Genomic DNA, 21,566 nt, shown 5'->3' with positions numbered 1-21,566 from the left:
TCTAAGTAAATCAACCTCTCAGCTTTTGTTCTCTATGGATATTGTCTAACATCATGTATTGTCAGACAGATAAGCATTCACATTTAATTGTTAAGGAATTCTCATGATTTCAAAATGGGCTAAACGTTTCTATCAAATGGCGGAATTGGTCGGTTCTTGGAGTAAAGATCCTTCAACTCAAGTCGGCGCCGTCATCACTAAGCACAACCGTATTGTTTCAGTTGGTTTTAATGGCTACCCACATGGCGTGTCTGATAGTGCGGATACTGACGATCGCGAGATGAAATACCTCAAGACACTTCACGCTGAAGAAAATGCAATCTTGTTTGCTAAACGTGATTTAGACAGTTGTGAAGTTTGGGTAACTCACTTCCCTTGTCCAAACTGTGCAGCAAAAATCATCCAAACTGGAATTTCAGCGGTACATTGCCCAGAGCAAAGTGAAGATTTCCTTTCTCGTTGGGGAGATAAGATCAAGATAAGCCAAGATATGTTTGAGCAAGCCGGTGTAGAAGTAGACTGGTTGCCACTCGCTGACCTGGATTAATCTCTAACGCTAGGTCTCAAGGTCTAGATCTCAAATACAAAAAAGCCGAGAGTCGATATATTCGATCTCGGCTTTCTTTTTATTCGGACTTGCTAGCCTTTAGCCTTTAGCCTTTAGCCTTTAGCCTTTAGAACGGTATTAGTCACTTGAGGGAAATGCCAACGCGTAAGCTTCCATGAAATCCTTACGGATATCCTGTTCAAGGTGAATCGCTTTTTCTGTCGGACAGAAAATCATGAAGTGGACTTCTTGCTCACCCGTTGAGCTGCTCGTGATATGAATGTGCGGTTCAGAGCCAGGAAGGTCAACGCCAGCGTGCTTCTCAATCACACCATTGTAACGACGGGCAACATCGATAAACTCTTCACAATGCTCTTCAATTTTCACGATAAGACCCGGCACCATAGGGTATAGGTTTACAAAGTCTTTCACCGTCACAAAAAAGTTATGATAAACATAGCGCTTCATGAAGTTAAGGTTCTTTACCGGATAAGTGAAGAACATGCTATTAGGCAGCGTGGCAGTCTTGCCAGTGAAGTGATATTGCCCATGATACAAATCGATTTCTTGAATCACAGTCGCCATCAAGTTGTGCTCAATCACCTCACCGCTGATTTTGCCCACTTCAATCCAATCACCAATTCGGAATGAGCGAGAACTCGCACGCTGAATAGAGCCAGTAAAACAGAGAATGATCTCTTTTGAAGCCACGACTATCGCAACCGCAATAGCTGTAACAGACAGCGCAAATTCGCTGATTTCGGATTTCCACAGCACGAATAACGTCACAACAATAATCGCGAATGTGCCGTTTTTGGTACGTGACATCCAGTTACGTTGATCTTCACTAAGAAAAGCGACATCACCACGGATTCGAGACAAAGTGATTCGTCGGATTATTAATATAATGCAGATGATCAGCACACTAAAAATAAACTTATTAGCGAGTAAGAAATCTATTACTTGCCACACTTTTTCCATTACTTAATCCTTAGCATTACAACAGTTAGCTTTACAACGGTTAGATTTACAAGAAAGCCGTTAATATCAGTGCAATGAAAAAGCACTCAACTCCGGAGCGCTCCTTTTCATGCTTAATTCAGCTTAGGTAAGGCTATCATTTTATCTTGGCAGAAGTAATAAATTGGCCAAAAGTTTCACACCAAATCACAACGGTATTAAATCGCTTAAGATCAGTACCTTCTGGGAGACTAACCATAAATCGGTCGAATGTTTTCACATCACCGACTCTCAATAACTCGTTCTTGCTGTCATTGAATGCCTGTTCGGTTTCAATAAACTTAGGTGATAGGTAAACCTTATAATCCGGCCCCGGCGCCAATTCACCTTCAAAAGCTATCGCACTTTCAGAGACAGAGACGATGCCCTCTCCCCAATGCAAAAAGTCACTGTCTTGTCGGTCTTTGGTGAATTCACCTGTATAGATAGCCTGCTGACTGATCGCTTCAACAGAACTTGAGGAAGGAGAATCAGGCTCAATCAAGATAGGTAGTGCGTAGACACCAAGCCCAAAACCAAAAGCACCCACGGCTAAGTGGGTGCAAAGTAAAACTAACTTTTTCATCGCGTACTCCCTTATGCTTAAAGAGAGTATTAATGAATACTCTCAAAAATACAAAGAGATATCGCGTTTTAGACGGCTATTTTTGATAGTGAATAGCGGTACGTTGAGAGAGTTTCACGATCACTTCTACCGCTTGTTCCATGCCTTGAATGGTAATGAACTCATGAATACCGTGGAAGTTGTAGCCACCAGTAAAGATATTCGGACACGGTAGCCCCATGAAAGATAAGCGAGCACCGTCTGTACCACCTCGGATAGGCTTGATCATTGGCTCAACATCGCACTCAATCATCGCTTGCTTCGCTAATTCAATAATATGTTGATGCGGTTCAACCATCTCTTTCATATTGAAGTAGCTATCGGTTAGCACCAGCTCAACACAGCCTTTCTCAAGACGCTCATTCAGCTCATCCACTTTCTGTTGCATGAATGCCTTACGCGCTTCTAAACCCTCACGTTCAAAATCACGGATGATGTATCCCAGTTCAGAGCGAGCCACACCCATTTCAGCCGACTTCAGGTGGTAAAAACCTTCATAACCTTCTGTGCACTCTGGTGTTTCTTGCGCAGGCATCATCAGTTGGAATTGCGCTGCAATGTTCATTGAGTTCACCATTTTACCTTTGGCGGTACCTGGGTGAACGTTCACGCCATGACAGATAACATCAGCGCTCGTGGCATTAAAGTTCTCAAATTCCAACTCCCCTACTGGCCCACCATCGATGGTGTACGCCCACTTGGCGCCAAACTTTTCAACATCAAACAAGTTCGCACCGCGGCCAATTTCTTCGTCTGGCGTGAAGCCAATGCAGATATCGCCATGTTTGATGTCTGGATTCGCTTTAAGATGGGCAATCGCGCTAATGATCTCAGCGATACCCGCCTTGTTGTCGGCACCAAGTAGAGTAGTGCCGTCAGTCGTAATAAGGTCGTGACCATGTAAAGAATCAAGGTCTGGGTATTGGCTTGGGTTCAAACTCTCGCCACTTTCACCTAATTCAATCGTTCCACCTCGGTAATCTTTAATCACTTGTGGTTTCACATTTGCTCCGGAAGCATCAGGAGCGGTATCCATATGCGCCACAAAGCCAATCGCAGGCACTGGATAATCGACATTCGACGGCAGTTTCGCCATCAAATAGCCATTTTCGTCTAAAGAGACATCAACTAACTCTAATGCAACCAATTCTAACTTTAAGGCTTCAGCAAACGTGATTTGACCCGGTGAACTTGGGCATTGCTGATTAGAAGGATCGGATTTAGTATCAAAAGTAACGTAATTCAGAAAACGTTCGACAAGCTTTTCCATAATTCATCTCACCATGGATTAAGTAATTGATTTACTGACCTAATTATTATGTCGATAAGCGATGCATCGTTAAATAAATGCGAACACAGAGTCAGTAGCGAGGGTTTTCATCTTACGCCCCTGACCATGTATGTAATTGCTCTAAATCATTATTGTGCGAAATTAGATGCGCTTCCTATACTTGAAAACAGAGGGTTTCGTCAGTTCAACATTGCATACGGATGATAAGCGATCGCTTTGTACGCATTCTACGCCCTCCGCTCTCAGCCTAAAAAAAGTACAAAGTGGATGATGATCACTATTTATCCTTGATGCAGAATCTGCCATACGTTACACGGAAACACAGTTATGACGATTAATAAATATTTCATTTTCTCTCCTCAAGCCTCTGAGGAAACGCTTCAACCAGTATTAACTGAGAAAGAAGTTCAAAGGCAGGAAGCTCTAAGACAGGCTCAATCTCAAGGTGGGTTTGACACCAACGCGACCTCGTAACTTAATCAATATCAGAACTTGTTTATAGAACCCCTAAAAAAGAGCTCTACTTCTCGTTGATGTAGAGCTCTTTTGTCTCTGAACCTTTCTCCTATCCCAATGCAGCTTCATTCAGGCGCCTGATCTATTAACACCTTGTTATCTATCGCGTCTTTTGTATGTTGCTTCTCAATCATAAAGCAGACTCATTTGTTGCAATGAGAAATGGCTCATTAAACTTGCCCAAGCCATACCCTGTGTTGCCATTTTGTGCTAATAATTTATATTCGTTTTCATTCCTCACTCGCCCTTTTTCAATATTCACAATGCGAGCACTAACGAGCCTCACTACAGGAACCCCGAATTTAATGGAATACTCAAAACTAGGAAGTAGTCAAATTCCCGTTTCCCGAATCTGCCTTGGTAGCATGACTTGGGGGCTGCAAAATACGCAACAACAAGCTGACCAACAAATCGAATACTCGCTAAGCCAAGGTATTAACTTTATCGATACCGCAGAGATGTACGCAGTGCCGCCGTCTCCAGACACCTACGGTAAAACGGAAGCAATCATCGGTAGCTGGTTAGCTCGCAATCCGCAGCGCCGCCAAGAAGTCATCATCGCCAGCAAAATTGCAGGTCCGGGATTGCCTTGGGTTCGAGATGGTGGGCCAATCACGGGGGAAGCTGTAATTGCAGCGGTTGATGCTTCATTAGCGCGTTTACAAACGGACTATATCGATCTTTACCAACTGCATTGGCCAAACCGAACGACGCCTCACTTTGGCAAGCATTTCCCGAATCATATTCGATTCAGTGATATCGACCGAAAGCAGCATGAAGCGGAGATGCTAGAGATCCTACAAGCACTAGCGAGCTGCATTAAAGCAGGAAAAGTGCGTCATGTTGGTTTGTCTGATGACACCACTTGGGGTATTAACACTTACCTTAAGCTCAGTGAGAAGCATGATTTGCCGCGAATGGTCTCTATTCAGAATGAATTTAGCCTGCTGCACGCGAAAGACTGGCCTTATTTGATTGAAAACTGTGTGCATGAAGACGTCGCCTACCTACCATGGTCACCGTTAGCAGCAGGCATGCTGAGTGGCAAATACATTGATGGTGCGAGACCAGAAGGAAGCCGTTGGACGTACATGCAGCGTAAAGGCATTTTCCGCGACACTGAGTCTGCCAATGAAGCCGTAAAAGGATATGTCGAAGTTGCGAACGCTCACGGGTTTACACCGAGCCAACTAGCATTAGCGTGGTGTAATCAAGTTGATGGTGTCACCTCCACTATTATTGGCGCAACCACCATGGAACAACTGAAAGAGAACGTAGCAGCGTTCAGCAAACCGTTGTCAGAAGAGATCCTTACCGATATCAACACAGTGTTTAAGCGCTACCCTGCCCCATATTAAATAATCGGTTTAGCCTAGCTCTTCTCAGTTCGCCTAACCTTCTCGGTTCAGCGAAACTTAGGCAAGTAAATCACATAAGAGCGCGCTATTTAGTGCGCTTTTCTTTTTTAAGTGGGTTGCTTTTGCTTTTTAGTGGATCGCATTGAGTTATCACGCTTTTGGTTCTCTAACCTTTGCTCTATAATGCGCGGGCTTATATCTAGGATAAAAACATGATTTCAAAAAACCAATTAAAACTCCTTCGTGCTTTGGGCCAAAAGAAACAACGTAAAGCCCACGGCCTGTTTCTAGTTCAAGGTGAAAAAAACGTACTTGAGCTGTTCAATAGTGACTTAGTCGTAAAGAACGTCTTTGCTACGGCTGATTTTTTATCTGAAAATCACGCGTCACTGTTTGAGTTTGATTGTGTTGAAGCCTCGCTGGATGACCTAACCAAAGCAAGTACTTTGGTGAGTAACAACGCAGCGATTGCAGTTGTTGAGATCCCAACATTTGAACGACCAGAAGCAACAGGATTGATGATTGCGCTTGATGGAGTGTCTGATCCGGGCAACCTAGGTACGATTATTCGCGTCGCAGACTGGTATGGCATTAAGCATATCGTTGCGAGCAGCGATTGTGCAGACCCATACAACCCGAAAACGATCAGCGCGACCATGGGCAGCTTTGGCCGAGTACACGTAAGCCAAACAGACTTACCTGAATACTTAGAGCAAGCGAACCTGCCTGTATACGGGGCGTTCTTAGAAGGCGAAAGTGTTCATAAGACGGAATTTACTACCAACGGTATTTTGCTGATGGGCAGTGAGTCTCACGGAATTCGTGAACACGCCGCTAAATTCGTGACAGACAAGATTACGATTCCAGCATTCGGTGGCGCAGAGTCTCTGAATGTAGCAATGGCGACGGGTATTATTCTCGACAACATGCGTCGTCAGCATAGCTAAATTTCATAAGCTAACGAGCCAGTCGACAGTGCTCAGATATTAAAAAAGGCGTATTGATTAAATCAGTACGCCTTTTTATTTGAGTTATTTTCAACAATTACTTTTCTAGCATTGCCAACTTATCAGCGACACCATTCCACTTTTCAGCTTCATCCATCGGTGCTTTGACTTCAGTTTGTACCGGCCAGATTTCGGCAAGCTCGGCATTCACTTCAACAAAGATCTTTTGATCTTCTGGCAGTTCATCTTCTTGGAAGATCGCTTGGGCGTCGCATTCAGGTACACACAAACCACAATCAATGCATTCGATTGGGTTGATTACCATGAAATTCGGGCCTTCATGGAACGCATCTGCGGGGCATACCGCCACACAGTCTGTGTATTTACATTGAATACAGTTATCGCCTACGACAAATGCCATGATGCTCTGCTCTATAAGTTAGTCAAAATTGAAGAATGGAGGATAATACTCATCCCAAGGCAAAATTCAACATCATACGGCTCTAATATCGTGTCTATTTGCTCCATGTTTCCAAATTAGTATGACAGATAAATCAATTTCTCGTAAAATGCGCGCCATTGTGAGCTTATCGCTTCTTTCAACATCAGCGTTTTCATCAAACTCTGCGTTTAGAAGCGGTCTAGCTAAGACACCTATAAAGACGAGACATCGAAATGATACGTTTAACCGAAATTAAACTCCCCCTAGACCACGAAGAATCAGCCATTCAAGACGCTATTGAAGCAAAGCTTGGCATTAATTCTGAGCAGGTACTTTCTTTTAATATCTTTAAACGTGGCTACGATGCTCGTAAGAAATCAAAAATCTTACTTATCTACACGCTTGATGTTCTCGTTGAAAACGAAGCTGAGTTGTTAGAGCAATTCATTAGCGACCCGCACGTAAAAGTGACTCCTGACATGGAGTACAAATTCGTGGCTAAAGCGGTTGAGAACCAAACTGAGCGCCCTGTCGTTATCGGTTTTGGCCCTTGTGGTTTGTTCGCTGGCCTAGTGCTTGCTCAAATGGGCTTCAATCCAATCATCGTTGAGCGTGGCAAAGAAGTTCGTGAACGTACGAAAGATACCTTTGGTTTCTGGCGTAAGCGTACACTGAACACTGAATCAAACGTACAGTTTGGTGAAGGCGGCGCAGGTACATTCTCTGACGGTAAGCTATACAGCCAAGTTAAAGATCCAAAGCACTACGGCCGTAAAGTAATCGAAGAATTCGTTGCTGCAGGTGCACCTGAAGAAATCCTATACGTAAGTAAGCCGCACATCGGTACCTTTAAACTGGTTACCATGATCGAGAAGATGCGTGCTTCTATTATTGAGCTAGGTGGCGAAATCCGTTTCAGCACTCGTGTAGACGACGTTCATATGGAAGATGGTCAAATCACTGGCCTAACACTTTCTAACGGTGAAGAGATCAAATCTCGTCACGTAGTACTGGCTGTTGGCCATAGTGCTCGTGATACGTTTGAAATGCTGCACGAACGTGGCGTTTACATGGAAGCTAAGCCTTTCTCTGTTGGTTTCCGTATCGAACATAAGCAAGCGATGATCGATGAAGCTCGCTTCGGTAAAAACGCAGGTAATCCTATCCTAGGTGCAGCGGACTACAAACTAGTACACCACTGTAAGAATGGCCGCACTGTATACAGCTTCTGTATGTGCCCGGGTGGTACTGTGGTTGCAGCGACTTCTGAAGAAGGCCGCGTAGTCACCAACGGCATGAGCCAATACTCTCGTGCAGAACGTAACGCAAACAGTGCAATCGTTGTGGGTATCGACCCAGAGCGTGATTACCCAGGTGACGCACTAGCAGGTATCCGCTTACAACGTGAATTAGAAAGTGCCGCTTATGTTCTAGGTGGCGAGAACTACGACGCCCCTGCACAGAAAATCGGTGACTTCCTGAAAGGTCGTGATCCAAGTGAAATCGGTGAAGTAAAACCATCATTCACGCCGGGTATCCACCTAACGGACATTTCAAAAGCGCTACCTGATTTTGCTATCGAAGCGATTCGTGAAGCAATCCCAGCGTTCGAGAAGAAGATCAAAGGTTTCTCTACGCCAGACGGTCTACTAACAGGTGTTGAGACTCGTACGTCTTCTCCTGTCTGCATCAAACGTGGCAAAGACTACCAAAGCATCAACCTTAAGGGCTTCTTCCCTGCTGGTGAAGGCGCAGGCTACGCTGGTGGTATCCTATCTGCTGGTATCGATGGTATTAAAGCGGCGGAAGCGCTAGCACTGTCTATGGTTGAACAGAACCAAGCTGAGAAGATTGAGATCGCTTAGGCTCTCGGTTTATTTATCTAAATTGGTTTGTATATCTAAATCAGATAACAGCTAGCAAATATCAAAAAGGGCTCAATGAGCCCTTTTTAGATCTTGATACTAGCCATCGAGATTAATGCCGGTAGATGCAATTACTCTTCGTTTGACTTGATTTGGTCTGAGTTCCACTTCCCTTCATGAATCGCTGAATTGACGTCTCTTCTTGGTAGCCAGCCATAAGTTTTGAACCGCACACACGGTGCTGTACAGATCCATCTCTTGTTTGATGGTTCGACCTAGCACGACCTTTCCGGTTCGATTACGGTCACAAGTCACGCAAATACCGATAGGTGATTCGACGATGCCTTCTAGTTTTAGGCGCTTATACATCGCTTGTTTTTCATCGGTGAACATTTCCGCGGATTCTGTATGAGCCTGATTAAAACCGCCTTTGATTTGTTGTTTGGTTTCGATATCACGGACAACGACAAAGTCCCAAGGTTGCATAAAACCAACACTGGGCGCATGGTGCGCTGCGGTTAGCACACGCATCAAAACGTCTTCTGGGATCTCATCAGGAAGAAACTGACCACGAACATCTCGGCGAGAAAAAATCGTTTTATATACTGCATCGCGTTCATTCGGCGTAATTTCCATACATCCCTGTCTTATCGTCGTCTTATTGAGTCAGTATTATCCAACTAAAGTGTCTATGTTACTAGCGGTACACAAGCAACATGGTAGAATGCCGCCATTAATCTTATCCTTGTATAAGATTGTTGAACCTTTCCATCGCTATTTAGCCAAATCATACCGAGAAACTTATGCCATTTTCCAAGCTTGGATTAAGCTCACCTATTGTTAAAGCCGTTGCAAAACAAGGCTATGAAAAGCCAACCTCTATTCAAGAAAAAGCAATTCCGATTGTGCTTTCTGGTAAGAACCTAATTGCTGCTGCACAAACAGGTACAGGTAAAACTGCGAGCTTTGTTCTCCCTATCTTAGAAATGCTAAGTAAAGGTGAAACACAACGTAAAAAACGTATTCGTGCTGTTATTCTGACACCAACTCGTGAGCTTGCGATTCAGGTTGAGCAGAACATTACTAAGTACGCGAAGTTCCTAAACCTAACATCATTAGCTATGTACGGTGGCGTATCTTACCAACACCAGAAAGACCGCTTGATCGAAGGTGTCGATATTCTTGTGGCAACTCCAGGTCGTTTGATCGATATGTACGGACAACGTGCCGTTCATTTTGATGAAGTTGAAGTACTGGTTCTTGATGAAGCAGACCGCATGCTAGACATGGGTTTCATCGAAGACATCAACAAGATCATCGCGCGTTTGCCACAAAACATTCAAAACCTTTTGTTTTCAGCAACGCTATCAACGCCAGTTCGTGCGCTAGCAAAAAGCGCAATCAGTGAAGCGGAAGAGATTTCTATCGCCAAAACTGACGCTTCTAAAGCAAACATCGAACAATGGCTAGTTACAGTCGATAAAGACCGTAAATCTGCACTGTTAAGCCACATGATCACTGATGGTGAGTGGGACCAAGCGCTTATCTTTATCGAGACTAAGCACGGCGCGGCTAAATTGGTTGCTCAGCTTGAAAAGCGTGGCATCCAAGCAGAAGCTTTCCACAGTGGACGTAGCCAAGCGATTCGTGAAAAGATTCTGGCTGATTTCAAAAAAGGTCGTCTAAAGTATCTAGTTGCGACAGGTGTTGCTGCTCGTGGTATCGATATCGATAATCTAAGCCGCGTAGTGAACTACGACATCCCATTCCCAGCGGACGACTATGTTCACCGTATTGGTCGTACAGGCCGTGCTGATGCGTCTGGTGAAGCGATCTCTTTCCTATCGAAAGATAACTTCAAGAACCTGTGCATTATCGAAAAACGTCTTGGTCACTTGATTGAGCGTCGCGTTGTTGAAGGTTTCGAACCACGCAAAGAAGTCCCAATTTCAGTATTGAACTTCGTTCCTAAGAAAAAAAGAGAACAGCAACAAGACTAAATAATTTCAGCGACAGAAAATGTAAAAGTCGCGTTAACCAAAATGAAAATAAAACGAAGTCCTATGTGGCTTCGTTTTGTTCTTTGAAATACATATAAAGTTGAGGTAATAAGATGATCACTCCTATCGCAACGAGATTAACCCGAGGCCAAGACCTAAAGCTTGAGCTCCAAAAGCTAGTGACAGTGCACAATATCTCAGCGGGCTCTGTCGCATCTTGTGTCGGGTGTGTTTCTCAGCTCAATATTCGTTTGGCTAATGCAAACAACACCAAGCTAATCACAGCTCCGTTCGAAATTGTGTCTGTAATGGCAACGCTAACCCCAAACCACCAGCATGTTCATATATCCGTTGCTGATGAAAATGGCGATGTAATTGGTGGGCATTTGCTTGAAGGAACGATTATCGCAACCACAGCTGAATTGATTGTTCACCGCTACGATACTTTGACCTTCAACAGAGAGCATGATGATTCGACGGGTTACACTGAGCTCACGATCAGCAGCAACATACAATAGATTGACCCATAGCAACACCAGCGCCCCATATAAAGCGATACAACTAAATAAATAGTATTAGGAAACACGATGGCTCCAAATTCCGCAGACTCCGTTATCGTTCTCGATTTCGAAACCACAGGCTTATCACCAAACATGGGTGACCGAGCGATTGAAATCGGTGCGGTTAAATTAGTTAACGGCGAAGTCGTCGACACCTTCCAGCAGCTCATGAACCCTGGATTTCGCGTTAGTGGATTCATTGAAAGTTATACCGGGATCAGTAACCGCATGCTAAGCACTGCGGCCAGTTGCAGTGAAGTAATGGATGAGTTTGCAGACTTTATCCAAGGCAGCCAATTGGTTGCTCACAATGCATCGTTTGATAAGCGCTTTCTCGATGCAGAATTAGACTTTATTGGCCGAGACTATACAGGCAAGTTCGCTTGCTCAATGTTGATTGCTCGCCGTCTAATCCAAGACGCACCGACTCATAAGCTAGGCGACCTTGTGCGTTTTAAAAACATCGACAACGACGGTACTTTCCACAGAGCGTTAGCCGATTCGGAAATGACAGCACGGTTATGGTTATTGATGATTGATGAACTGCAAAGTGATCACGGTATTCAACAACCGAGCTTTCAACTGATGCAGAAGATATCTAAGACCGCTAAAGGCTCGATTCCAAAACTGCTGATGAGTAACAGAGGCTAACTCTCTGCATTCGGTTTGGGGTTTGTCAGAAGGCTAGTAGCAAACAGTCACTAGCCTTAATATAGCTACCCTACTCCTGCAGTGACACTAACGTCGTCTTGAGGCTTTCTAGCTCACTCATAAAATAAGCCCATTGTTTATCACTGCTCACTGCGGCGATATCCACCAAGAACTTCGCTGATATTTGCATATTCTTATCAAGCTTAGACTCCAGTTCTTGCGGATAATAATCTTCATTGTTCAAAAGCAGGTTCATAATAATTGGCTGCGCAATATGTAAGTCAGTCTTCTTTTGCATGAGTGTTGTGAGATCTTGGTATGTATTATTTTGATATTGGCGCCAGTTATCGTTGGTATTTACCCATTCTTGAGACCAAGTTGAAATAATCTGCTTTTGCTCTTTCGATACCGATCCTAGCCATCGCTCTAGCCTATCTTCTATTCGACTTCGATATCGCTCTCTCGAATCTTCATCATTCAATGATAATCTTTCTTCGTAATACTCTTGCTGCTTTTCTCTAAAGTTCTTTAAGAATTCGTTATCTTGCTCTGGGGTAAGCTGCATACTTAACGCATAAATATCTGGAGCGAACTTATTAACGATCGAGCGAATATGATTTTTAGTTTGTTCACTTTGATCAATGATAAAAGCAGAATTCATATCAGAACGGTCTAGATTTCGAATCGCTTCTAGTTGCGACATATACAGCGGAAGTTGGGTTTCTTTATGCCATTGCTGTAATAAGTCGAGGCGCTCTTCGAGCTCTGATTCTTGACTGTTGGATAGAGAAACAAAGTCTTCAATATAGCTAACCGCAAACCAGCTTATATTGTTGTAGGCAAATTTTGTCCCGCAACCAGCGAATACAAAACAGACTAATAAGACTAACCATCGACACAGGGCAAGATTACGAAGCCCCTTGTCCTGCAAGGATTTGCGAAAGGTAGCTGTTGTTACGGTTCGCTTTTTTCTGCTTTCTTTTGATNTAAGTGTTCGATTAAGTTCAAAGTGGCTGTATGATTATGGGTTTGGCAATATTAGATCATATTTGTTAACAAAGTGCGATTACGAAGCCCCTTGTCCTGCAAGGATTTGCGAAAGGTAGCTGTTGTTACGGTTCGCTTTTTTCTGCTTTCTTTTGATCCCAGCTTTGAAGCTGGTTTCTTCCGTCAGCAGGTTTAAAACAATATGCCTTATAACAGCTAAGTTCTCACCAGCTTGCTCTCGACGTATCCGACATTAAAACCAACGTCTAATCGCCAGTGCATCTGATTTTCAATGCTACAATGTGCTCGCGTGCTCTCTAGTAAAACTTTAGCCGTCAGTTTTGCTAAGCTTATGTAGTGCTTGATTTGCATTGTTTCTGCTGGCTTATCACCTTCTTGACGAATTGAAACGACCATGCCAATGGTGGAGATTTCCGCCCAATCAAGCGCTATATCACCTAAGAAATCTGTATTAATCATACTAGAATTAAATACTTGGCTAATCGCTTTTGATTACCTTTTACCGCCAATAAGTAATCTGCATCTTGAGCAACTATCTTTTCAGCTATATCCTTTTGACACCCCATAGCATCAATCGTCACTAAACAACCCCGCAAGGAAAGCATCTCAAGCAGTTCAGGGATCACTTTGATTTCATTACTCTTATCTGCAGTTTTAACTTGTCCTAGTACAACTTGATTTGCTGCACTAAACGCACTAACCATATGGATAGCACCACAACATCTGTCTTTATTGTACGTGTCTCTGAGGGTTTTTCCGTCGATAGCAATAACTTCGCCCTCAGTCACTGCATGACAGCCTTTCATCCATGCAGAAAAGAATCGTTGCAGTTGCTTAGCGGAAATAAGATTGATAACTGGGGTAATGGTATCGTGCACCGGTATGTCTTGTTTGAAATCACCATAACGTCTAAGCCAATCCAAGTTATCTTCACTAAAATCTTCAATATCCTCCCAACCTTCAGCACCAGCAATCACTGAAGAAATGGTTAAGAAGATAATATCGGTTAGCGTGTGCTCAATTTCCCAACTTGGCGAGGTTCTCAAATAACTGAAATGTGATCCAGAAGGGTTAATCCGTTCATTATGCTAAATATCTGCAGTTAAAAAACAGTAGATGATCACACCTAAATCTCATCATCAAATCGATCTTGAATGTATTGAAATTATTGTGGTTTCAATGTATAAATTAATGGAAAAATCACTTCACGTCACCCCTTATTCTATAAGGGTTTTTATGATCTTACCCTGATATATTCACATGATAATATCATACCTAGCAGGATAAGGTTATGAGAAATGACCGCCACTAAAGTTCAACCGATCCTAATACAACGTAGTTAACAACACGAAAAGACGCTAACTAGGGAAATAGCAACACAACAATTGTCTCACCATATTATTTGAAGACAGTTACTTTCGGTAGCAATGAATTTAACCTCTGTTGCCTCGTAAAATCTTTCATTTACTTAGTAAAGTATCGTCCCCGATATATTAATATCTTAGCAACCTTCCGTACTAGGTCTCATTACTAATTTAAAATCATCTAGACACCTGATAAACTCTAACTGATATATACCCCAACAGACTTGCTTATTAATCTAGACATTTACTGTTAACCAAACAACATGACCAAACGCTATCTCTTATTCAATAAAATATTATTTCCGAAAACCTTACTGAATAGATAGAGACCCTATTAATAATTTACTATAACCTCTATCATCACTAAACATACATTAGGACTAATCCACACCATATAAAATTAGCGCATTAATTTTATGGCTAACATCTTTTCTTTAAAAATATCTTTAGTATCATTAAACATAAAGTCAAGAATAACACCTGAAAATATTGATGTGAATAATGCGGCAAAGCACACTCCCTTAATTCCGGCTAAATAATAACCTAACAACAAAGATATTACTGAAACGAAAAATGATAATATAGCTCTGTAAAAAATAAATTTTGTCCGATTACTACATATGAGGAACTTTCCTGTTAATACTCTTAAGATCAAGAATGGCACTCGAAGAGATAACAACGAAACTAAAAAAATTGTATCCTTATAATCTGTCAAGTACGTATTAACAATTATTACATTACTAATGATTATTAATAGAGATAGTCCTGAACACACCCAAAAAAACATCGAATATATTCTTATTCTACCGTCACTCTCTAGATTAACAAAATAAGCCATCAAGGATGATACAATCAATGACGGAAGCAATACACCAAAGCTAACAATTTTAACCGAATAGGTATAGTAACCTAAATCTAACGATGAGCTAAAAAAACCAATGATATATATATCAAACTTTGAAGAAACTGTGCCCAAAACACCTGAAATCCAAACAAAAATGAACTTCTTATTTAAAACAACATCTTTTATCCCAGTTTTACCAATCTCATAATTAGACTGCTTTATGTTATTTAACCCCGATATAAAAAGAACTAAATTATATACAGCAGTTTCAACAAGGAATATAACAGATAATGTTTCTAAATCAGGGCTAATATATGCACAATAAAGCTTCATTAATGTACCTAATGATACAGTTAACATGTTAACTTTAAATACTTCCCTTCCCCCTCCTTTAGATTCATGATTCTGAACACCCAAAGAAAATGAAGATAAAACTATTGCCAAGCAAAAGAATAAGTTGCTTGATATTAATGTGAAATATCCAACAATAGCCAACATTATAGATAAGAACAGTCTAAACCCGATTATATACGTATACAATTTAGGGTAAACTGCATTTTCCATATGCATTTTTGTAATATTTTCAGATATTCCAAAGTTAGCTACAACCACTAACAAAGTGAACCCAGCCATTAGATAGTGATACTTCCCCATCACCTCCACACCTAATTTCTCACTCAGAATCAAAAAAACCAAAAAGTTAGTAGTAAATACTATGATTTTCCCTATAGTCATATACATTGAACTTTTGAGCAGCACATTCCCCTTGAATTTCATACTTTAAAAAACCAAAATAGTGATTAAATACTAGTTATAGGGCAAGATCACGAAGTCCCTTGCCCGACAAGGACTTAAAAAAGGTAGCTATTGCTACGGTTCGCTTTTTTCTGCTTTCTTTCTATCCCAGCTTTAAAGCTGTTTTTTCCATCAGCGGGTTTAAAGCCATTTGTTTTATCACGGATAACATCATCACCAACTTTCTCTCGACGTATCCGACATTCATCTTATTTAAAGCCAACGTCTAATCGCCAGTGCATCTAATTTTCAATACTCCAATGCGCTCGCGTACTCTCTAGCAAGGCTTTAGCTGTCAAGTTTTCTGAGCTTATGTAGTCTTGATTTGCATTGTTTCTGCTGGCTATCACCTTCTTAACGAATGGCAACTACAAGCCAATGGTGGAGATTTTCGTCCAATCAAGCGCTATATCACCTAAGAAATCTGTATTGTAAACAACCATGTCCTTTCTCCGAGTGACGTATTTACACCTTCAAAACTATTAGGCATATTAGAATTAGACTCTTGGCTAATCGCTTGCTCTAAGCGTTTTTGATTATCTTTTACAGCTAATACGTAATCAGCGCCTTGAGCAACAATCTCTTCGGCAATCTCTTTTGGTACCCCATAGCATCAATCGTAACTAAACAACCTCGCAAGGGAAGCATCTCAAACAGTTCAGGAATCGCTTTTATTTCATAGCTCTTATCTGCAATTTTAACCTGCTCTAACACAACTTAATTTGCTGCACTAAAGACACTGACCGTATGAATTGCGCCATAATGTTTGTCTTAGTCGTACGACCTCTGAGGAATTTGCCGTCGATAGAAATAACTTCACCCTCAGCCATTTCATACCAGTCTTTAATCCACACATGGCAAGGGGCTCGAATAACTGAAATATGGTCCAAAAAGGCTTAATCCGTTCATTAGGCTACATAACTGCTGTAAAAAACTTTATATGGTCACACCTAAATCTGATAACAAAATAGATCTTGAATGTATTGAAATAATTGTAACTTCAGTGTACGGATTTGTAAAAAATCACTTCACGCCATCCTTTATTCCATACGGTTTTTTCTGCTCTTGCCTTGGATAGCTTCCCTTGGGTTAGAGTTATTGTGCCCTAAGCGCTGATGTCATCAATAATGCAGCGAACACTGCGAGCCAATAAGCCTTCGTTGCAGGTAACCAAACTTTAAGATACACAAACCTTAACCTTAGACTGTTAAAAAGCCTTTGAAATCGTAAATGAATTTATTATTTTCTTTTTTACACAAGTCAATAAGCTCATCATGCCCTACAGTTAAAAATAGAGCATCATACTCGCTAAAAGTTACAGAAGATTGTATTTCTAAGCTATATTCATGAATTACTTCATTTTTATCCGCCCATGGATCTACTATATCGACATCGAAACCAAGTTTAGTAAGAGCAAGAAACAATTCGTAAACTTTTGTATTTCTTATATCAGGGCAATTCTCTTTAAAGGTAAAACCAAGCAAAGCGATTTTACAATTAATAGGGTTAATCTTATTTTTAATTAAAGAGTGTAAAAAATCATTAGCAAGATACGCTGGCATATTGTCGTTAATTTCTCTGGCTTGTCTCATTAAATCAGGAACATAGCCAGAAATAGTAGATTTATGTAAAAGATAATATGGATCAACACCTATACAATGCCCACCAACTAACCCAGGCTTTAACTTCATAAAGTTCCATTTGGTTGCAGCTGCTTCAATTACTTCATGAGTATTTATTTCTAACTTTTGTAATACTTGGTGCAACTCGTTAATGAGCGCTATATTTACATCGCGCTGTACATTCTCTATTACTTTCGAAGCTTCTGCGACTTTGATGCTTGAGGCTTTATGAGTTCCTGCTGTAATAATGGTTTTGTAAAGTTGATCAACAAATTCGGCAATCTCATCATTCGAGCCACTTGTGACCTTTAAGATATTCGTCACTCGGTGTTCTTTGTCACCCGGGTTAATACGCTCTGGAGAGTAACCAGCAAAGAAATCTACATTAAACGTTAAGCCTGAAACACGTTCTACTACAGGTAAACACGTCTCTTCGGTAGCGCCAGGGTATACCGTAGATTCATAAATCAGAACATCACCTTTACTTACAATCGAGCCCAAAGCTTCTGATGCTTTGATCAATGGGGTTAGATCTGGCTGCTTATGCTCGTCAATTGGCGTTGGTACCGTAACAATGTAAACATTGGCTTCTTTAAGTTCGTTAAGATCTGCCGTGTACGTAAGAAACTCCGCATCTTTAAGCTCTTCTTTTGAGCATTCAAGCGTGAAATCTGAACCACTTTTAAGCTCATCAACGCGAGATTTGTTGATATCAAAGCCTAACGTTGGCATTTTTTTACCAAACTCTACAGCGAGTGGCAAACCAACATAGCCCAAGCCAATTATCGCTACCTTGGTATTTTCAAACATGGACGTCATAATAATTCCTAAAATTTTTAATTCTTAATTCTTAATTCTTAATTCTGCGAGTCATTTACTCACAAAAATGCCTCAGTTGTATTAAACACACTGAGACACTTTTTATCCATTTTAAGACAGTCTATTTTAGACAGCTCTTTATAAAACCTAAATTTTGCTATCTTTTTAAAACCGCCCCAATAGGTAGCCAAAAAGCAGTCTTTCTGTGGCTTGTAACGCGTTCAACTTGCTATGCAATTGCATTTGGGTACGCTACCGCCCTTAGGTTTGGCTCCTAAAGGCAATAATTACAATTTGTACGCTTTATGCGGTTTTCATACGATTTTAAATATGCTGCGCATTCTAGCAAAGTAAGTGCATATTAACCAGTTTGAAATTAACCCTATTTGGACTGACCTCTCACCAAGCATTTACCCAGCGGAAGCTTTGTACGTCTTGCAGGTACTGAGTGCCTATGTAATAGCGGTTTTCTTGTACTGCATTGCTAACGCTTTTCTATATCAATAAAGATGTTGCCGTTGCGGTACAGCGACACGAAGCTTAGGTTGTTGTTTACAAACAATAACGCTTTAATCTCTGTCCGCGTTAGTCCTTGTGGGTAGTGACTAACCAGCAGCTTCAAGAACTCGCCAATACGCCCTTCCACTCGCCCTTCCACTCGCGCTACCTCTTGCTCTAAAATGGTTACTTTTTCTTCCGTTGTCAGTTTTTTTAGGCTGGTATCTTCCATGGTGCCCTCTCCCTAATTCTACTTTTGTTTCTTGACGTTTTTTGGCTGTATTCGCGTTTGGTCTGCCCTTGCCTTTGGTTTTCCTTAGCTTTTAGTTCCCTAAGCTTTGGGCTGAGTGAACAAGCACTTCATCTGTGAATAATCGAATGGTCACTGCTTAGAATCCGTGCCGGTCGATTTGGATTGAACTAGGGCCTTGATACGCGCTTCAAACGGGTTGGTGGTACTCTTGGCTTTGTAGTCCGCTAGGGCCTGAGAAACAGGCGTGGGTTGTTGAAATTTACTTTCGGCTTGGTTGCTTTTGATTGGCTGCGCTTGGTTTGAAGCTGTTGTAGGCGCATCTGCTTTTCTTGATCCTACGGCTTTTATCGATTGATCTTTCTTTGAGAGTTTCACCATTTTTGTTTGCTTAAAGACTGATGAAGAGTCTCGTTTCGCCTTGGCTTGTGCGCTTCTTCTTAGCCAGCCATTCACAAAGTGGCCAATGTGCTCAAAGGGTTTGCGCTTATCGGGGTTGATGTACAGCCACGCTTGCATGGCATGTAGTTCTTGCAGCACATCTAACTTTGAGTAGGTGCGTTCTAATATTGTGGTGAACTCATGATAAATCGGTGCGCTGCCCTCTTTGGTGAGCAGGTGAATCACGGCTTCATTCTGTTGGCTTATGGCAGTAGTGGTGGCTTGAGGTGTCGTTGACTCTTTTTCAAGAGACAAGGCTGTTTCAAGATCTGGGGCTGTTTACAAGGAATGTTTTTTTTATGTTCTTTATGAAAGATTATGTGTGCCAGGTGATCACTCTCCGTGTTCGATCTTGAGTCACCCTGGTGGGTGTCTGAATGATCTGTTTTCTGCGCATGCTCTGTTGTCTTTGTTCGTTCTGTCTTCTGTGCATTTTCTAGCGAGGCTGGCGGTAAGTCGGTTTGTTCTACATTAGCGTTATCTAGGTCGGTCTGCTGAATCTGGCTATCGTTGGGTTGGCGCAGCTGATATATATATTGCTGCGCTGGCGTCCTGAATCATCAAACCGTTTTATTCGCTTCACAAAGCCTTGTTTTTCCAATTCGTGAATGTGTCGCTTAACGGTTCTTACCGACACTTCACAATATTGTGCTAGGCAACTAAGGGAAGGAAAACACACTCCGCGCGCGTCTGCATTGTCGGCCAGTTTTAATAGCACCAACTTGCTAATCGGCGATCCGGTTTTTAATGGGATGATAGAAAGAATGAGGGAAACACACATAAATAACGCTCCTTGTTAAAGGATATTGGGCTTGGTCTAGCGATTGCCTTGGTCTATCTCTTACTCTCAATTTGGCGATTGAGCTGATCTGGCTAGAGCCATTCGTTTTCACAACAAGTTATTAACACCTCTTTTTTAGGCATTAGGGGCAAAGTTAAGGCGAGATAAAAAGTAACAAAAAGTGTTTCTCCTGCTTGCTCTCATCGATACGCAATAAAACCACTACCCATACTGATAACCTTCGAAGCACCTCTCACTTTCTTGTGTTCCTCTGTTTTCGCGTTATTACCGCCAACCCCAATCAAGAATGTTGAAGTACATTGCCCTCCCCATACAGCAACAAGGTGCTTAATGAAGGCGATAGTTTCTCTTTTTATTTCAGCGTATCAACTCGGGATGGCCAGCATCGAGTGCCGTGTTAATTACCTCAATAAATCACGCCATCCGTTATTTTTTAGTAATAGTGATGGGTCTAAAACTAGCGGTTATAAAGAAAGCCAAATGGAAGGTTATTATTTTAATGAGGATGAGTGCGGTAATGTCCCCAGTTATGAGGATCTTTGTTGGATGATCAGCCGAGCGTGGCGCAGGCAGCCACTGGGTTATTACGTGATGTATTTACGTTATGTAAACCACTACTCTGGCTATGTAAAAACCGTAGCAACCAGTTTGCGACAACACATCGTATTGCACCCTAATTTAAAAGAATCGTTATCAACGTCTTTAATCGCCTATTTACAACACGAGGATTTATTTTGTCAAACACTCCACTAGCAACTGATCGAGTTCCACACCAGCCGTTAAAAGCGTCTACTGTTTTGCAAGATCGGGCTAGCACGGAAGAGCGCAGTCCTTCGTTAGAGCCTTGTTTTTCACTCGCGCCCTATTCCTTCAGTCTGGTTTCGGTTTAACTCCGTTTGCCTCATTGCCCGGCATTCTCATTTATTACGGTGCATTGCAGCGCCACGCCACCACAGCAAGATGTAGACGTAGCCGAGATTCGCCGATGGCATAAAAAGAAAGGCAGGCGCGATGTCGGGTATCACTTTGTTATTCGTCGCAATGGGGATGTCGAACTTGGCAGGCTACTGTCGCAAACTGGCGCGCATATGAAAGGACACAACAAGAGCAATGTTGGGGTTTGTATGGTCGGTGGCTGTAATGCTGCTATGCAACGAGAAGACAACTTCACACTTGCGCAGCGTAAGGCACTGTTTGGTTTGATGGCGGCGTTACAAGAGCAGTTCTTGATTTCAGATGAAAATGTTAAGGGGCATAAAGATTGAGGCGTGAATAAGGCGTGTCCTGTTTTGAGGTTGAGAGCAGATACGGGATGCGAAGAG

16 protein-coding genes and 5 pseudogenes are annotated in these 21,566 nt (G+C 42.0%); 10 read left to right on the top strand and 11 right to left on the bottom strand.

Annotated elements, in window-relative coordinates; all coding sequences use genetic code 11:
- Positions 1-103 precede the first annotated feature (103 nt).
- Complete coding sequence (locus tag ED652_RS20390) at positions 104-547, top strand: dCMP deaminase family protein (RefSeq protein WP_004731749.1); 444 nt, start codon at positions 104-106, stop codon at positions 545-547.
- Positions 548-685: 138 nt separating this feature from the next.
- Here the strand turns inward: ED652_RS20390 and ED652_RS20385 are convergent, their stop codons facing one another.
- From ED652_RS20385 to pepT, 3 genes are all read right to left on the bottom strand, one after another.
- On the bottom strand, positions 686-1,528 hold the full coding sequence (locus ED652_RS20385; protein WP_122055989.1) for a mechanosensitive ion channel family protein: 843 nt from the start codon (positions 1,526-1,528) through the stop codon (positions 686-688).
- A gap of 136 nt (positions 1,529-1,664) precedes the next feature.
- Entirely contained in the window at positions 1,665-2,132 is a 468-nt protein-coding gene (locus tag ED652_RS20380) for a DM13 domain-containing protein (protein WP_122055988.1), read from the bottom strand.
- Between the two features lie 76 nt (positions 2,133-2,208).
- Positions 2,209-3,441 carry a peptidase T gene (gene pepT / locus ED652_RS20375; protein ID WP_122055987.1) on the bottom strand — a complete coding sequence of 411 codons (1,233 nt, stop codon included), beginning with the start codon at positions 3,439-3,441 and terminating at the stop codon, positions 2,209-2,211.
- Between the two features lie 348 nt (positions 3,442-3,789).
- On the opposite strand from pepT, the gene ED652_RS23825 reads away from it, so the two are divergent.
- The 3 genes from ED652_RS23825 to ED652_RS20365 all read left to right on the top strand — a co-directional run bounded on the left by ED652_RS23825 (position 3,790) and on the right by ED652_RS20365 (position 6,283).
- Positions 3,790-3,936, top strand: coding sequence for a hypothetical protein (locus tag ED652_RS23825; protein WP_009844784.1), 147 nt, complete (start codon positions 3,790-3,792; stop codon positions 3,934-3,936).
- Positions 3,937-4,283: 347 nt separating this feature from the next.
- A complete protein-coding gene (locus ED652_RS20370; protein ID WP_122055986.1) occupies positions 4,284-5,336 on the top strand; it encodes an aldo/keto reductase in 1,053 nt (350 codons plus the stop codon).
- Positions 5,337-5,548: 212 nt separating this feature from the next.
- The gene (locus ED652_RS20365; RefSeq protein ID WP_122055985.1) at positions 5,549-6,283 is read left to right on the top strand and encodes an RNA methyltransferase; all 735 of its coding nucleotides are present in this window, start codon (positions 5,549-5,551) and stop codon (positions 6,281-6,283) included.
- Between the two features lie 97 nt (positions 6,284-6,380).
- Here ED652_RS20365 and fdxA read toward each other — a convergent pair whose 3' ends face one another.
- A complete protein-coding gene (gene fdxA / locus ED652_RS20360; protein ID WP_122055984.1) occupies positions 6,381-6,704 on the bottom strand; it encodes a ferredoxin FdxA in 324 nt (107 codons plus the stop codon).
- A 254-nt stretch (positions 6,705-6,958) separates the two neighbouring features.
- Here fdxA and ED652_RS20355 point away from each other — a divergent pair, with 254 nt between their 5' ends.
- Complete coding sequence (locus ED652_RS20355; protein ID WP_122055983.1) at positions 6,959-8,590, top strand: NAD(P)/FAD-dependent oxidoreductase; 1,632 nt, start codon at positions 6,959-6,961, stop codon at positions 8,588-8,590.
- A gap of 131 nt (positions 8,591-8,721) precedes the next feature.
- Here ED652_RS20355 and bluB read toward each other — a convergent pair.
- Positions 8,722-9,226, bottom strand: a pseudogene (gene bluB, locus ED652_RS20350) (5,6-dimethylbenzimidazole synthase).
- Between the two features lie 167 nt (positions 9,227-9,393).
- On the opposite strand from bluB, the gene ED652_RS20345 reads away from it, so the two are divergent.
- The 3 genes from ED652_RS20345 (at position 9,394) to ED652_RS20335 (ending at position 11,801) form a co-directional block, all read left to right on the top strand.
- Positions 9,394-10,590 carry a DEAD/DEAH box helicase gene (locus tag ED652_RS20345; protein ID WP_010431064.1) on the top strand — a complete coding sequence of 399 codons (1,197 nt, stop codon included), beginning with the start codon at positions 9,394-9,396 and terminating at the stop codon, positions 10,588-10,590.
- A 113-nt stretch (positions 10,591-10,703) separates the two neighbouring features.
- On the top strand, positions 10,704-11,108 hold the full coding sequence (locus ED652_RS20340) for a PPC domain-containing DNA-binding protein (protein WP_102560538.1): 405 nt from the start codon (positions 10,704-10,706) through the stop codon (positions 11,106-11,108).
- 69 nt (positions 11,109-11,177) lie between these two features.
- The gene (locus tag ED652_RS20335; RefSeq protein WP_004731776.1) at positions 11,178-11,801 is read left to right on the top strand and encodes a PolC-type DNA polymerase III; all 624 of its coding nucleotides are present in this window, start codon (positions 11,178-11,180) and stop codon (positions 11,799-11,801) included.
- Positions 11,802-11,871: 70 nt separating this feature from the next.
- Here the strand turns inward: ED652_RS20335 and ED652_RS20330 are convergent, their stop codons facing one another.
- The 6 genes and pseudogenes from ED652_RS20330 to ED652_RS20305 form a co-directional block, all read right to left on the bottom strand.
- A complete protein-coding gene (locus ED652_RS20330; protein ID WP_122055982.1) occupies positions 11,872-12,732 on the bottom strand; it encodes a DUF6279 family lipoprotein in 861 nt (286 codons plus the stop codon).
- A 135-nt stretch (positions 12,733-12,867) separates the two neighbouring features.
- Positions 12,868-13,893 (bottom strand): annotated as a pseudogene (locus tag ED652_RS20325) (ISAs1 family transposase).
- 680 nt (positions 13,894-14,573) lie between these two features.
- A complete protein-coding gene (locus tag ED652_RS20320; protein ID WP_162929970.1) occupies positions 14,574-15,752 on the bottom strand; it encodes a hypothetical protein in 1,179 nt (392 codons plus the stop codon).
- A gap of 1,259 nt (positions 15,753-17,011) precedes the next feature.
- Positions 17,012-18,253, bottom strand: coding sequence for a nucleotide sugar dehydrogenase (locus tag ED652_RS20315; RefSeq protein ID WP_122055980.1), 1,242 nt, complete (start codon positions 18,251-18,253; stop codon positions 17,012-17,014).
- Between the two features lie 399 nt (positions 18,254-18,652).
- Positions 18,653-18,983: pseudogene (locus tag ED652_RS20310) on the bottom strand (hypothetical protein).
- 150 nt (positions 18,984-19,133) lie between these two features.
- Positions 19,134-20,223: pseudogene (locus ED652_RS20305) on the bottom strand (helix-turn-helix domain-containing protein).
- 351 nt (positions 20,224-20,574) lie between these two features.
- On the opposite strand from ED652_RS20305, the gene ED652_RS20300 reads away from it, so the two are divergent.
- On the top strand, positions 20,575-20,997 hold the full coding sequence (locus ED652_RS20300) for a hypothetical protein (protein WP_122055979.1): 423 nt from the start codon (positions 20,575-20,577) through the stop codon (positions 20,995-20,997).
- 44 nt (positions 20,998-21,041) lie between these two features.
- Positions 21,042-21,509, top strand: a pseudogene (locus ED652_RS20295) (N-acetylmuramoyl-L-alanine amidase).
- Positions 21,510-21,566 lie beyond the last annotated feature (57 nt).

This window comes from Vibrio sp. Evd11 (genome assembly GCF_900382755.1).
Classification (GTDB): domain Bacteria; phylum Pseudomonadota; class Gammaproteobacteria; order Enterobacterales; family Vibrionaceae; genus Vibrio; species Vibrio lentus.
This window is presented reverse-complemented; position numbering and strand designations above follow the sequence as displayed.